Source organism: Brevundimonas sp., assembly GCF_036677305.1.
Lineage (GTDB): Bacteria > Pseudomonadota > Alphaproteobacteria > Caulobacterales > Caulobacteraceae > Brevundimonas.
Genome location: NZ_JAKFEB010000153.1, coordinates 1 through 13137, shown reverse-complemented (window position 1 = coordinate 13137; position 13137 = coordinate 1). Strand labels below are relative to the sequence as shown.

18 protein-coding genes are annotated in these 13137 nt (G+C 69.0%); 6 read left to right on the top strand and 12 right to left on the bottom strand.

The window, feature by feature from the left end:
- The coding region (locus V6M42_RS08665) for a BlaI/MecI/CopY family transcriptional regulator (RefSeq protein ID WP_332678216.1) at nucleotides 1-240 on the top strand (240 nt) is incomplete at its 5' end.
- Nucleotides 241-261: 21 nt separating this feature from the next.
- Here V6M42_RS08665 and V6M42_RS08660 read toward each other — a convergent pair.
- Nucleotides 262-1197 carry an MBL fold metallo-hydrolase gene (locus V6M42_RS08660; RefSeq protein WP_332678215.1) on the bottom strand — a complete coding sequence of 312 codons (936 nt, stop codon included), beginning with the start codon at nucleotides 1195-1197 and terminating at the stop codon, nucleotides 262-264.
- Nucleotides 1198-1278: 81 nt separating this feature from the next.
- Here V6M42_RS08660 and V6M42_RS08655 point away from each other — a divergent pair, with 81 nt between their 5' ends.
- The gene (locus V6M42_RS08655; RefSeq protein WP_332678214.1) at nucleotides 1279-1881 is read left to right on the top strand and encodes a DUF2975 domain-containing protein; all 603 of its coding nucleotides are present in this window, start codon (nucleotides 1279-1281) and stop codon (nucleotides 1879-1881) included.
- Nucleotides 1881-2129, top strand: a complete 249-nt coding sequence (locus V6M42_RS08650; protein WP_332678213.1) for a helix-turn-helix domain-containing protein — start codon at nucleotides 1881-1883, stop codon at nucleotides 2127-2129. Before V6M42_RS08655 ends, V6M42_RS08650 begins: the two co-directional genes overlap by 1 nt.
- Nucleotides 2130-2258: 129 nt before the next feature.
- On the opposite strand, the gene V6M42_RS08645 is transcribed toward V6M42_RS08650, so the two are convergent.
- The 4 genes from V6M42_RS08645 to purL form a co-directional block, all read right to left on the bottom strand.
- Complete coding sequence (locus V6M42_RS08645; protein ID WP_332678212.1) at nucleotides 2259-3827, bottom strand: alkaline phosphatase D family protein; 1569 nt, start codon at nucleotides 3825-3827, stop codon at nucleotides 2259-2261.
- A gap of 63 nt (nucleotides 3828-3890) precedes the next feature.
- Nucleotides 3891-5273, bottom strand: coding sequence for a cytochrome P450 (locus tag V6M42_RS08640; RefSeq protein ID WP_332678211.1), 1383 nt, complete (start codon nucleotides 5271-5273; stop codon nucleotides 3891-3893).
- A gap of 45 nt (nucleotides 5274-5318) precedes the next feature.
- Nucleotides 5319-5747, bottom strand: coding sequence for a DUF305 domain-containing protein (locus V6M42_RS08635; protein ID WP_332678210.1), 429 nt, complete (start codon nucleotides 5745-5747; stop codon nucleotides 5319-5321).
- Nucleotides 5747-7957: a phosphoribosylformylglycinamidine synthase subunit PurL gene (gene purL, locus V6M42_RS08630; protein WP_332678209.1), complete on the bottom strand. Its 2211-nt coding sequence runs from the start codon at nucleotides 7955-7957 to the stop codon at nucleotides 5747-5749. The genes V6M42_RS08635 and purL overlap by 1 nt, the downstream gene beginning before the upstream one ends.
- 100 nt (nucleotides 7958-8057) lie before the next feature.
- Between purL and V6M42_RS08625 the strand changes: the two genes are divergently transcribed.
- Nucleotides 8058-8207, top strand: coding sequence for a hypothetical protein (locus V6M42_RS08625; protein ID WP_332659296.1), 150 nt, complete (start codon nucleotides 8058-8060; stop codon nucleotides 8205-8207).
- Here the strand turns inward: V6M42_RS08625 and V6M42_RS08620 are convergent.
- Nucleotides 8204-9007: a hypothetical protein gene (locus V6M42_RS08620; RefSeq protein WP_332678208.1), complete on the bottom strand. Its 804-nt coding sequence runs from the start codon at nucleotides 9005-9007 to the stop codon at nucleotides 8204-8206. The genes V6M42_RS08625 and V6M42_RS08620 overlap by 4 nt on opposite strands.
- Nucleotides 9008-9118: 111 nt before the next feature.
- On the opposite strand from V6M42_RS08620, the gene V6M42_RS08615 reads away from it, so the two are divergent.
- Both V6M42_RS08615 and V6M42_RS08610 read left to right on the top strand, forming a co-directional pair.
- Entirely contained in the window at nucleotides 9119-9346 is a 228-nt protein-coding gene (locus tag V6M42_RS08615) for a hypothetical protein (protein WP_332678207.1), read from the top strand.
- 45 nt (nucleotides 9347-9391) lie between these two features.
- Entirely contained in the window at nucleotides 9392-10429 is a 1038-nt protein-coding gene (locus V6M42_RS08610; RefSeq protein WP_332678206.1) for an aspartyl/asparaginyl beta-hydroxylase domain-containing protein, read from the top strand.
- On the opposite strand, the gene V6M42_RS08605 is transcribed toward V6M42_RS08610, so the two are convergent.
- The 6 genes from V6M42_RS08605 to V6M42_RS08580 all read right to left on the bottom strand — a co-directional run.
- The gene (locus V6M42_RS08605) at nucleotides 10426-10971 is read right to left on the bottom strand and encodes a sugar O-acetyltransferase (protein WP_332678205.1); all 546 of its coding nucleotides are present in this window, start codon (nucleotides 10969-10971) and stop codon (nucleotides 10426-10428) included. The genes V6M42_RS08610 and V6M42_RS08605 overlap by 4 nt on opposite strands.
- A 21-nt stretch (nucleotides 10972-10992) precedes the next feature.
- Complete coding sequence (purQ, locus tag V6M42_RS08600; RefSeq protein WP_332678204.1) at nucleotides 10993-11655, bottom strand: phosphoribosylformylglycinamidine synthase subunit PurQ; 663 nt, start codon at nucleotides 11653-11655, stop codon at nucleotides 10993-10995.
- Between the two features lie 33 nt (nucleotides 11656-11688).
- Nucleotides 11689-12399, bottom strand: coding sequence for an HD domain-containing protein (locus V6M42_RS08595; RefSeq protein ID WP_332678203.1), 711 nt, complete (start codon nucleotides 12397-12399; stop codon nucleotides 11689-11691).
- Between the two features lie 22 nt (nucleotides 12400-12421).
- The gene (locus tag V6M42_RS08590; RefSeq protein ID WP_332678202.1) at nucleotides 12422-12886 is read right to left on the bottom strand and encodes a YbhB/YbcL family Raf kinase inhibitor-like protein; all 465 of its coding nucleotides are present in this window, start codon (nucleotides 12884-12886) and stop codon (nucleotides 12422-12424) included.
- Nucleotides 12887-12943: 57 nt separating this feature from the next.
- Nucleotides 12944-13075, bottom strand: coding sequence for a hypothetical protein (locus tag V6M42_RS08585; RefSeq protein WP_255356198.1), 132 nt, complete (start codon nucleotides 13073-13075; stop codon nucleotides 12944-12946).
- A partial coding sequence (locus V6M42_RS08580) for a phosphoribosylformylglycinamidine synthase subunit PurS (RefSeq protein ID WP_332678217.1) occupies nucleotides 13072-13137 on the bottom strand: 66 nt, incomplete at its 5' end. The genes V6M42_RS08585 and V6M42_RS08580, both read right to left, overlap by 4 nt.

The window sequence follows — 13137 nt, the reverse complement described above, 5'->3', positions numbered from 1 at the left end:
CTGATCGAGGAGGTGAAGGCGGCGCATCCGTGGGGCGACGCCACCATCAAGACCCTTCTGCATCGCCTGATGCAGAAGGGGGCGGTCCGCTCCCAAAAGGAGGACGGCCGCCAGCGCTATCACGCCGTCATCGACCGCCAGGCCTATGTCGAGGCCGAGGTGCAGGACCTTCTGGACCGGCTGTTCGACGGTCGGCCCGACCGCCTCGTGGCCCTGCTGGCCGACCGGCTGGACCTCTGACGATCTGACCGGTTCATCGACTCACCGGTCGACCTGGCCCGCCCGGGTCTGATGGCCGAGAAACACCTCGATCGTCGGGTGATCAGCGGCGAAGCGGCGGAGCCGGTTGGCGGATTGCTCGGCGTCCGGCTTCGCACGATCCGGAACGGGCTGAGGCATGGCTTCATCCCAGCCCAGACGGGTATGGACCGCATCCCCGACGACCAGTTTGGGCCCATCGACGGTGTTGATCAGATAGGCGGTCGAACCGGGTGAATGGCCGGGCGTGTGCAGGGCCCAGACCGATCCGTCGCCAAAAACGTCCAGCACGCCGGCGAACCGGCCGTCCGGATCCGGCGCGAAACTCCACTCCCGCAGCGGTGCGCGCCCGTTCAGAATGGCGTCGATGGGATATCCGAGCAGCCCGTTCATCGCGTGGGTCTCGCGCGCGTCGCCCGGCCCGAGATAGATCGGTATCGCGGGATCGAGATCGAGCACGCCGCCGACGTGATCGAAATGCAGATGAGTCAGGAACACGGCCCGCGGCGCCCCGCGACCCGCCAGCCATTCGGCCAGACCCCGGTCGACCCGCACCGACATGTCCGCCAGGCCCTTGCGCATCAAGGGGTTCAGCCGCGCCTGCAGATCGCGCGACACGCCGGCGTCGATCAGATAACGGCCGCGCGTCGGATGGTCGATGACATAGGCGTAGATGACGGAGGTCTCGAACCCTTCCGGAATCGCGGCGGTGCGGGGGTCATCCCGGTCGATGAAGCCGCCGCGTCCTCCGGTCCATTGCGCGAAACGCACCCGCTCGAAGCCGACCACCCCCGGCCGCGACAGGCTCGCCGCCATACGCTCCGTCGAGGAAGGCGCGCCGAGGTCGGCGGCGATCAGGGGATGTCGGGTCGCGGGGGTCGCGCAGCCTCCCAGCGCCAGCAAGACCGTCGCTATCGCCAGATACGCCAGATTTCGCATTATGGTTTTCCGCTCCGCTGTTCTGTGGCATATCGAAATACATAAAAATATCTCTGTCAATCATGCTTACGGAAGACCCATATGGCGTTGATAGCCACGCTTCCTCCGCCGGTTCCCACGCGTCCGGAGGCGCTTGAGCGCATTGCGGGGGTAAGCCGCCCCCTGCAATGGCTGTTCACCGCCCTGCTGGCGGTGGGCGCGGTCATCCTTCTCGGAGCGATCCTGACGGCGCTGTTCTATGAGGGGCCGAGGGTGCAGGTCAGGCCCGGCGGGCTGCAGATTTTTATTGAACCGGGCACGCCTCGCGTCATTCCCGGCTGGACGACGCTGGGCGCCATGCCCTTCACGCGCAGGCTCGCCCTGGCCGGGTCCGCCATCCTCATGCTGACGCCGGCGCTGGCGATCCTGTGGCAGTTGCACAGGCTGTTCAGCCTGTATCGCGCGGGGGTGGTCCTGGCGGCGGAGAACGCCCGCTGTCTCACCTTCATGGCGATCTGGCTCATCGCCTATGCGGCGGCCCCGACGCTGGGCCACCTTCTCGTCACGGCGGCGGGCTTTGACGACCGCGGCTGGCTGCGACTGGACAGCCTTCAGGCGCTGGGACTGGGGCTCGTCCTGTTCGTCATGGCGCGCGTGATGGCATGGGCCGCCGAGGTCCATGACGACGCCTCGAGGTTCGTCTGATGCCCATCATCCTCAGGCTCGACGTCGTGATGGCGCGCCGCAAGGTTCGTTCGAACGTGCTGGCGCGCGCCATCGGCATTTCCGAAACCAATCTGTCCCTGCTCAAGTCGGGAAAGGTCAGGGGCCTCAGGTTCGCGACCCTGGACGCCCTGTGCCGTTATCTGGACTGCGCGCCGGCCGACATCCTCGAATACGTTCCTGACTCGCCCGACGTCGCCGACGAACCGGAGATCCGGCTGACGGGGTGATCGCGATTCGATCATCCCGCGTGACGGCTCGCGCGGACGGCGCGGCCGTAGCTTTCGTCGCTCAAGTCTTCGAACCGGGTCGTCGAAATCGCACGGAATCCGTCGTCGAATTCCCCGTCGTCAAACGCCTCAGGCCGGGACGATCCGGGCGTCCCCGCTGGCCACCGCCAGCTTCGCCCGTGTGGTCAGCACGCCGGTCCTGTCCGACACCTTGTCCAGCACCTTGAACTCGGTCTGCCACCGCTCCGGCGTCACGTCGCAGACGACATAGCCGCGCTGGGCGTTGTTGAACTTCAGGAAGGGGTTGTCGGCCAGGTAGCGCCGCCCGTCGGCGCGCTGGTCCTGACCGTCGCCCGACGAACTGATCGAGGTGGCGACGAACTCCGACGCGATCGGCGCGCCCTCGGGATTGCGGCTGTCGCGGTACAGCTCGCCGGCGTAGTTCTGGTGCTCGTCTCCGGTCAGGACGATGGTGTTGCCGATGCGGCGCTCGCGCAGTCGGTCCAGCAGCCGCTGGCGCGGGATCGAATAACCGGCCCAGGTGTCCAGGTTGTAGCCCCGCTCGGGTCCTTCCTTGCGCTCCATGTCCATCACCATGATCTGCTGCGCCAGCACCTTCCAGTGCGCCCGCGACTGGTCGAGGTTGCGGTACAGCCAGGCTTCCTGCGCCTGTCCCAGCACCTCGGCCTCGCGCGCCGCCACGCCCGCGCAGGTCGCCGCCCAGGCGTCGTCGCACGGCTGGTCCGAACGGTAGGAGCGGGTGTCGAGGAAATTCAGGTCCAGCAGATCGCCCCACGACGACTGTCGGTACAGCTGCATCTCCGCCCCGCGCGGAAAGGCTGACCGGCGCAGGGGCATGTGCTCGTAGAAGGCCTGGGCCGCCGCCTGCCGCCGCAGCAGGAAGACCTCCCGCGGCACGCCGTCGTCGAAGGCGGCGACCCAATTATTGGCGATCTCGTGATCGTCCCACGTCACATACCAGGCGGCCGCCGCATGGCTGGCCTGCAGGTCCGTATCCATCTTGTACTGGGCGTAGCGCCGCCGGTAGTCGTCCAGCGAGTAGCACTCGCCGCCGAAATGCTGGCGCGGGTTCTCCATCGTCCCGCCCGAACCGGTGTAGGTCCGGCTGCCCCGGCCCTCGTAGATGTAATCCCCATAGCAATAGACGAAGTCCAGGTCCTCGGCCGCCGCCTTGCGGTGGGCGGTGTAGAATCCCTGCTCCCAGGCCTGACAGCCCAGCACGCCGAACCGGGCATGGGCGACCGCCGACCCGGCTGCCGGCGCCGTCTTCGCCCGGCCCGTGGCGGTGCGTTCGCTCCCGGCGATGAAGCGGTAGAAATAGTCCCGGCCGGGCTCCAGCCCTGTGACCTCGACATGGACGGCGTGCGCCATTTCGGGCCGGGCGATAACCTCGCCCTTCTGGGTGATGTTGGAGAAGCCGCGATCCGTCGCGATTTCCCATTTCACCGCCACGGGCTGGGACGGCATGCCGTTGCCGATCTCCAGCGGACGCGGGGCCAGACGGGTCCAGATCACGAAGCCGTCGGGCGCGGGGTCGCCGGCGGCGATGCCCAGCTGGAACGGATATTCGGCGAACACCGGATCGGCCAGCGCCTGTCGGCTCGAGCCCGCCAGCACGCCGCCGGCGCCGAGGCTCAGCAACAGCCCGCGACGGGACAGGGATTCAAATGAATGCATGGCGGCCTCCAGCAGCGTTGGCCCGACCTAGCCTTCAATTGTGACGGTCGTCCATGACGGTCGTCACGCGGGCAGGCGGGCTCGCAGACGCAGATGAATCGGGCTGCGGCTCCGCAAGGTGATCTGGTGCATCGGCCTGGGCTCGACGGTGCTGACCGCCTCGACCTCGGCCGCGCGCAACAGGGTCGCCAGCGCGATCATCGCCTCCTGCATGGCGAAGGCCGCGCCGATGCACACGCGCGGTCCGGCGCTGAACGGGATGTAGGCGTAGCGGTCGATGGATTTCCGATTTTCCGGCAGGAACCGTTCAGGCCGGAATTCGTCGGGCTGGTCCCACAGGCCATGGTGACGATGCAGCACCCAGGGCGAGATCACCACCGCCGTACCCGCCTCGATGGCCTGGCCGCCGATCTCATCGGGACCCAGCGCAAGCCGCGCCAGGGTGGGGGCCGGGGGGAACAGCCGCATGGCCTCCTCGATGACCGCCCGCGTCCAGGGCAGGCCATCCGCCCATTTGGGATCGGACAGGTCGAAGGCGTCTGCCTCGGCGCGCAGGCGGGCCGCGACGTCGGGGCTGCGCGAGATCAGGTGCAGGGCCCAGCCCAGCGTGCGGGCCGTGGTCTCGTGACCGGCGAGGATGAAGGTCAGGATATTGGCGGCGACCTCGCGATCCGACAGGGCCGCGCCGTCCTCCTCGTCGCGCGCCAGCAGCAGGGCGGACAGCAGGTCGTCGGGGGCCTCGGTCCCGCTTTCGATCAGGGCCCGCCGACGGGTGACCAGACGGCTGACGCGCTCCTCGAAGAAGCGGGCCACGCCGCCGCTGGCCGCCCGACCCAGACGCGGGACCCATGCAGGCGCGGCGATGACGTCCAGCGGATCAATCCGCGCGCCCATGGACAGATAGCGGTCCAGCGCCTTTTCGAATCCCTTGGCGTCGCCCTCAAGCTCGTCCGAGAACAGGGTGGCCGAGAGCATGTCGAAGGTCAGGCCCGACATCTCGCTGTCGATGTTCAGCACGCGGGCTCCGTGCTGCAGGGACCAGTCCCGGACCCGTCGCGCGCAGACCTCGCCCATGCGGACGGCCAGCCGCTGGGTGCGAACCGGAGTGAACAGAGGGGCCAGGATGCGCCGCGCGCGCCGCCAGGTGTCGCCCTCGGTCAGCAACAGACCGTCGGCCAGCATCGGGCCGAGAACGCGGCGCTGCAGGGCGCCCTTTTCGTAGTTGGCGGCGTTCTCGGTCAGCACGCGGCGGACGCCCGCCGGGTGGCTGACCACGATGACCGCGCCCATCGGGCCCTTGCCGTAGAGTTGCGGTTCGCGGAAATGCCGCTCGGACCACATGAGCAGGGGATCGCGCCAGCTGACCCACAGGAACTGCGCGAAGCCCAGGGGCTTGTTGCGTCGCGGCGGGGTCCAGGGGCGGAACGTCGGGGAGCCGTCAGCCATGAAGGGACGCTACGCCTGCATCCGGCCGGGCGATAGCGGGGTGCGTCAGTTCGCCGGGGTCGGCTTCCAGGCCTGCATCTCCGCGATCTCGCCCGTCTGCCTGTTCCTCACCGCCTGCGCCATGCGGCGGATCTCCGCGTCCTGCGATCGTGCAAGGGCCACATCCGCCATGGCCAGGGCGCCGCGATGGTGCTCGATCATCTTGGCGACATAGGCCTCGTCCACCGTATCGCCCGAGGCCGCCGCCATGCCGGCGTGCATGGCCGCTTCCGACGCCATGAAGGCCCGGTCCCCGGCGGAGACGCCGTGCCGCGTCATGCCCGGGGCCGCAGCCGGGACGCTCGCCGTTTCCCTGACAACCGCCGAGTGGTTCGCCGCCGCTGTCTCGCGCAAGGCCTGCTGGACCGGATCTCCGCCGCCGTCGCAGGCGGTCAGGGCGAAACTCCCCAGCAGGACGGCGACAACGGCACGCATCAACCCTCGATCCAGGTCGGCATCCACGCCTCGTGCATCTCGCGCAGATGATCCAGCGGCACGCGGAACAGGTCGCCGTCAGGTCCGCCCGAGGAGAAGTCGCGTCCCTTGGCGCGCCCGACCACCGAGGCGTGCAGCCCGGCCTTCTGGGCCGCCGCGATGATGCCCGTCGCGTCCGCCGTGGCGACCAGATAGCGGGCCTGATCCTCGCCGAAGAGCAGGATGTGGGCGTGTGTCGCCGAGGTGGCGTCCAGTTCGACGCCGCAGTCCGAGGCCAGCGCGATGTCCGCCGCCGCCCCGATCAGTCCGCCGTCCGACAGGTCGTGGACGCAGGTCAGGTCGCCGGCCTCGATCAGGCCGCGCACGAAGTCGCCCGTGACCCGCTCCAGCGCCAGATCGACCGGCGGCGGGGCGCCGTCCTCGCGGCCCAGAACCTCGCGCAGATAGATGGACGAGCCCAGCTCGCCGACCGTCTCCCCGATCAGCACCAGCACGTCGCCCTCGACCATGCCGCCGAAGCCGACGACGACGTCATAGTTGGTCAGAAGGCCCACGGCCCCGACGGTCGGGGTCGGCGGAATGGCCGCGCCGTTGGTCTCGTTGTAGAGGCTGACGTTGCCGCTCACGACGGGGAAGTCCAGCACGCGGCAGGCCTCGGCCATGCCGTCGATGGCGCGGACGATCTGGCCCATGATCTCGGGCCGCTGCGGATTGCCGAAATTCAGGTTGTCGGTGATGGCGATGGGCCGGCTGCCGACGGCGGTCAGGTTGCGCCAGGCCTCGGCCACGCACTGTTTGCCGCCCTCATAGGGATCGGCCAGCACATAACGCGGCGTGCAGTCGCTGGTCATGGCCAGACCCTTGTCCGTGCCGTGCACCCGCACCACGCCGGCGTCGGCCGCGGTGGCCGAGTCGTGCAGGGTGTCGGCCATGACGTGGCGGTCGTACTGCTCCCAGATCCAGCGCTTGGAGGCCATGTCGGGGCAGCACAGCACCTTCAGCACCGCATCGACCCAGCTCTCAGGCGCGGGCACGTCGGCCGGGGCCAGACGCGGCTGCAGCTCGGGCTGGACCCACGGGCGGTCGTACAGGGGCGCGTCGTCGAACAGGGGGGCCAGAGGCACGTCGCAGACGATCTCGCCGTGGTGTTTCAGGACCAGATGCCCGGTGTCGGTGGTCTTGCCGATGACGGCGGCGTCGAGGCCCCACTTCTTGAAGATGCGGTGGCCGTCTTCCTCGCGGCCCGGCTTCAGGACGGCCAGCATCCGCTCCTGGCTTTCCGACAGCATCATCTCATAGGCCGTCATGCCCTCTTCGCGCTGGGGCACGGCGTCCATGTTCAGCTCGATGCCGACGCCGCCCTTGCCGGCCATCTCGACCGAGGACGAGGTCAGGCCCGCCGCGCCCATGTCCTGAATGGCGGCCACGGCGCCCGAGGCCATCAGCTCCAGCGTTGCCTCGATCAGCAGCTTCTCGGCGAAGGGATCGCCGACCTGGACGGTGGGACGCTTCTCGTCCGAATCCTCGTCGAACTCGGCCGAGGCCATGGTTGCGCCGTGGATGCCGTCGCGGCCCGTCTTCGATCCGAAATAGACCACCGACATGCCGCCGCCCGGCGCGGCCGAATAGAAGATGCTGTCGGCCCGGGCCACGCCCACGCACATGGCGTTGACCAGGATGTTGCCGTTGTAGCCGGCGTGGAAATTGGTCTCGCCCGCCACCGTCGGCACGCCGACACAGTTGCCGTAGCCGCCGATGCCCGAGACCACGCCCTTGACGAGGCGCTTCGTCTTCTCGTGCGACGGGTCGCCGAAGCGAAGGGCGTTCAGCAGGGCCACGGGCCGCGCGCCCATGGTGAAGACGTCGCGCATGATGCCGCCCACGCCCGTCGCCGCGCCCTGATAGGGCTCGATGAAGGACGGGTGGTTGTGGCTCTCCATCTTGAAGATGCAGGCGTCGCCGTCGTCGATGTCGATGACCCCGGCGTTCTCGCCCGGGCCGCAGATGACCCGCGGGCCCTTGGTCGGGAACTTGCCCAGATGGATCTTGGACGACTTGTACGAGCAGTGCTCGGACCACATCACCGAGAAGACGCCCAGTTCGACGTTGTTGGGCTCTCGCCCCAGCCGGTCGAGGACGACCTGATATTCGTTCGGGGCCAGGCCGTATTCGGCGGCCAGTTCGGCCATGGTCTTTTCGGGAGCGCTCATGGGCGCGCCTTCTAGCCGTTCAGAGGACGGGTGTCAGCCGCCCAGCGCGGAACATCGCGCGCAGACGCCCATTGTTTCCGTGAAGCTCAAGGAGGCCGCGATGCCCGACCAGCCCATCGACCCCGCCGCGACGCCCGAGGATCCGGATACGCCCGTGATCGCCGCCGACGACGCGGGCGCCTCCGCCGCCGCCGAGCGGGCCTCCAGCGAGGCCGCCAATGATGATGACCGGCAAGAGGATCAGGCCTAGGCGCTGACGGCTCGCTCGACGCCTCGTCGCAGGCGCAGGCTCAGAACGATCGCCCCGACCAGAACCGCAACCGCCGCCACGAGGGCGAACCAGGCCAGCGGTCCGTTGCGGGCCTGTTCGGCCGCGAACGCTCCCAGCAGACCCCAGGCGATCGGCGCGGCGTAGGCCACGGTCCTGATCCGCTGGGTCACGGCGAGGGCGACCATAACCACCACGCCGATGGCGATCATCGCCCAGACGGTCGGCGACAGGACGGCGGGCAGATCGCCGTTTCCGGTCGCCACCGTGATCAGGTTCAGCGGCGCCGCCACCGTCAGCCATCCCGCCAGCATCGCCAGCGGCCACACCGTCATCCAGCGGTCGCGGTCCCGGACAGGCAGGGCGCGGATAGGGCCCGCGTTCCGAAGCAGCGGGATCAGCACCACCGCCAGAGAGCCGAAGATCAGCAGGATCGTGGCGATCTCGGCGTCCATCGCGGCTGCGACGATCCACAGGCCGATACCGGCCATGGCCAGGGCCGAAGGCCAGCCGAGCCGATGGATCAGCAGGCTTTCGCCCGTCTGCGGCAGGACCTGCCGCACGGCATAGACCAGCAGGCCGAGGTAGATGACGCCCCAGATGGCGAAAGCGTAGCCCGCGACCTTCAGCGTCGCATCGCTGTCGGCGGCGAAATCGGCGGCGGACTGGCCCCAGCCGAGCGCCATCTGGCCCTGGCCGACCACCACGGCGAAGACCGCGGCGGCAAGGACGATCACTCGTCTGGTCATCTGGGCGGGCGTGGGACGGACTATGGACGACATCGTATTCTCCTCGGGCTGGAGACAAGTACGTTCGGTCTCGCACAAAGGTTCATCGCAGGAACCGGGGCGTCCCGGCGCGGGTTGATTGGGCCTCAGGAACGGAGACCCGCCATGGCCGACACCACACGTCCCACCCCCGCCGAATCCCCGCTCTCCGGAGCGGAGTCCGTCCAGGCCGACCGCGCCCCCGCGCAGGACGTCGGCCCCGGCGAAGGCGGGTCGGCCGCACGCCGCGACCCCGGCGGCGTGCGCAAGGCCGACCCGGATGCGCTGGACCAGTCCGTGGGAGCCGAGGGTTCCGATAACGACGAATCGCGCACGGCCAATCCGGCCGTCTGACGGTTTCATCTTGACGGACGCCGCTCGCCGACCTTCGATCAGCGAATGGGGGAATCCAGGGAACGGCAATCTTTTGAGGCCCGGCTGGCGGACGCCGACCGGGCCCTGGCCGCGAATCCGCGCGACCTTCGCGCCCTGATCGCCAAGGGCGACGCCCTGGTTGGCCTGGGCGACGAGCGGGCGGGCGCCAGCTTCTACAACTCGGCCCTGCGCGGCGCCGCCGACGTGGCCGATCTCCCACCCGATCTGGCGGTCGAGCTGCGGCGGGCGCAGGCCGCCATCCAGGATCAGGGCGCCCGCTTCCAGTCGTACCTGACCGACTGCCTCGCCCGCTCCGGCTTCGACGCCGCGACATCCAGCGACCGGTTCAGTCTGTCGCTGGACCTGATGGCCGGCCGCAAGCGGCTGTATCAGCAGGAGCCGCGCTTCTACCTGCTGCCCGGGCTGCCGCAGATTCAGTTCCAGCCGCGCGAGACCCTGCCGTGGATGTCGGCGGTCGAGGACGCGACGGCGGATATCCGGACAGAGCTCGAGGCCCTGCTGGCCGAGCCCGATCTGTTCCGCCCCTATGTCGAGCCGCGCGCCGACCGGCCGAACACAGATTCAAAGGGCATGGCCTCCAACGCCGACTGGAGCGCCCTGTTTCTGTGGAAGGACGGCGAGGAACAGCCGGACATGGCCCGCCGCTGTCCGCGCACGCTCGAGGCGCTTGCCGGGGTCCCGCTTTGCCGCGTTCCGGGCCGGACGCCGTCCATCCTGTTCTCGCGGCTCAAGGCCGGCGCGCGCATCCCGGCGCATCACGGCCTGATCAACACCCGCCTGATCTGCCACCTGCCGCTGATCGCCCCGCCGGGCTCGCGCTTCCGTGTCGGCAACGACGTTCGCGAGTGGAAGGAGGGCCATGCCTGGGCCTTTGACGACACCATCGAGCACGAGGCCGTCAACGACAGCGGGCAGGACCGCACCATCCTCATCTTCGACGTCTGGAAGCCCGAGGTGACCGGGGAGGAACGCGCGCTGATGTCCGCCATGTTCGAGGCGATCGACGGCTATGGCGCGGGCGGCAAGGCCTGGGGGGTCTAGGGTTTCACCCGGGCGGGGTTGCCCATCGCCGTCGCGCCTGCGGGGACGTCCCTCGTCACGACCGAGCCCGCGCCGATGATCGCATCGTCGCCCACCGTGACGCCCGGCAGGATCAGGGCGCCGCCGCCGATCCAGACATTGCGGCCGATCCGGACCGGCCTGCCGAACTCGATCCCGGCGGCGCGCTCTTCCGGCGCGCGCGGATGGTCCGCCGTCAGAATCTGCACGCCCGGCCCGATCTGGGTCTGGTCGCCGATGACGACCTCGCAGACGTCCAGGATCACGCAGTTGAAGTTCAGAAAGACGCCGCGGCCCAGCCGGATGTTGTAGCCGTAGTCGCAATGGAAGGGCGGGCGGATCACCGCGCCGTCGCCCGCCGCGTCCAGCCGTTCGCGCAACAGGGCCAGTCGGTCGGACGGGCTGGATCCGAAGGCCGCATTGTAGCGGATCATCCATTGCTTGGCGGCGGCGTGATCGGCCTGCAGGCCGGGATCGCCGGGATCATAGGGCTCCCCGGCGACCATCTTCTGACGTTCGGTCATGGTCATCGCCGAGCCCCGGGCTCAGGCGGCGGCGTAGATGGACCGGAACAGGGTGGCGCCGTCGGCCGAGCCCAGCTCTTCCTCGAAGGCGCGATCCGGGTGCGGCATCATCCCCAGCACGTTTCCGCGCGCGTTCTGGACCCCGGCGATGTCGTTCACCGAGCCGTTCGGGTTGTCGACATAGCGGAACACGACCTGGCCCTCGCCCTCGAGACGGGCGAGATCTTCGGGAGAGGCGAAATAGTTTCCGTCGCCATTGCCCTGGGTCATGATCACCTCGCGCTGGCCCTGATAGCCGGCGGTGAAGCGGGTCTGGCCGTTGGTCACGGTCAGGCTGATGGGCTTGCAGACGTATTTCAGGCCGGCGTTGCGCAGCAGGGCGCCCGGCAGCATCCCGGCCTCGCACAGGATCTGGAAGCCGTTGCAGATGCCCAGAACGGCCACGCCCTCGTCGGCCGCCTTCTTCACCGCCTGCATGATCGGCGACTGCGCCGCCATGGCCCCGCAGCGCAGATAGTCGCCGTACGAGAAGCCGCCCGGCAGCACGATCAGGTCGAGGCCCGGGGGCAGCGCCGTCTCCTGATGCCAGACCATGTCGACCCGCTCGCCGGTGGAGCGTTCGACGGCGACCTTGCAGTCGCGGTCGCAGTTGGAACCGGGGAAGACGATGACGGCTGCGCTCATGGCGGCGCCCTTTAGCAGCGTTTGCCGCTGATGTCAGGGTCTGGCGCCGTCCGGCGTCTCGCTTCGGACCGTGGCGAGGAATTCCGTCATGGCCGCCACGCGGGGTTCGGCCATCCGGCGGGCGGCGTCGGTCTTCAGCCGAGGGGGAATGTCGGCGGCGAATCGCTCGATCCGCCCCAGCGCCTGATCATAGTCGGGCCGGTCCCCCGTCGCCGCCAGAAGCCGGGCGGCCCCGAGGGCGCCGAGGAAATCCAGGGCGTCGGCGTCGTGAATGGCGATCGCCTCGGGACCTCCAGGCTCCTTGTCGTACATGTGTCCAAGGATGGCGGCGCGGACGGCCGGGAATTTCTCCATGGGGAAACCCGCCTCCTTCAGGAAGGGCTCGGCCAGTTGGACCGAACGCACGGCGTGATCCACGCCGGCGACAGCGAACGGCTCGATCCCGCCCCAGTCGTGCAGGAAGGCGGCGGCGAACATCACATCAGGGTCGACGGTCAGCCCCTCGGCCTGCGCCACCGCCATGCCGAACAGATAGTCGCGCTCCGAATGCCGCCAGCCCCAGCTCGGGTGCTGGAAATGCTGATGCGCCTGCGCATAGACAGCCCGCCGCCAGGCGCTGTCCATCGGAATGCCCGCGGGCGTCGCCGTCGCGTCGTTGGCGACCGCCGGAGCGTCCTGCGCTGCGGCCGCGCCTGCCGTGGCCAGCAGGGCCGCCGCAGCGATCGCCGTGATGATGGTCTTCATGCCGCCCCTCCCGATGGCTTGCTCAGCCCTTGTTCTCGTACACGCCGATGATCGTCGCCTGGGCCAGCGTATGGAAATGCAGGTTGAAGCCGTATTTGGCGCCCGAATCCTCGGGCGTGACCGGCAGGCTGTCCACGTCCACCGCGAAGACCGTGAAGATGTACCGATGCGGCCCGTGCCCCTGTGGCGGCGCGGCTCCACCGAAGCCGGGCTCGCCGAAGTCGGTTCGGCCCTCGACCGCGCCCGCGGGCACGGGACCGCCCTCGGCCAGTTCGGTCACATCGGCGGGAATGTTGGCCACGGTCCAGTGCCAGAAGCCCGAGCCGGTCGGCGCGTCGGGGTCGTAGCAGGTGACGGCGAAGCTCTTCGTGCCCTCGGGGGCGCCGGACCAGCTCAGCTGCGGCGAACGATTGCCCCCGGCGTAGACCTGGGCGTCGGGCAGGACGCCGCCGTCCCTGAAGCCCGTGGAGGTGACGGTGAAGGCCATGAGATCGCTCCGCGCTGAGTTCGGAGCCAGCCTAACGCACAAAGACGGTCGCGGTCGCTAGTGCGCCGCGTCCTTGGCCGCCGGGGTGAAGGCCGAATCATCGGTCAGTCCGCCGGCCAGCGCCGCGGCGAAGATCAGCACGCAGACCAGGACGAAGGCCGCGACCGAGAACTGGATCAGCCGCTTCACGCGGCCTCGATGCGGTAGCTTTCGATCACGGTGTTGGCCAGCAGCTGCTCGCACATCTTCTT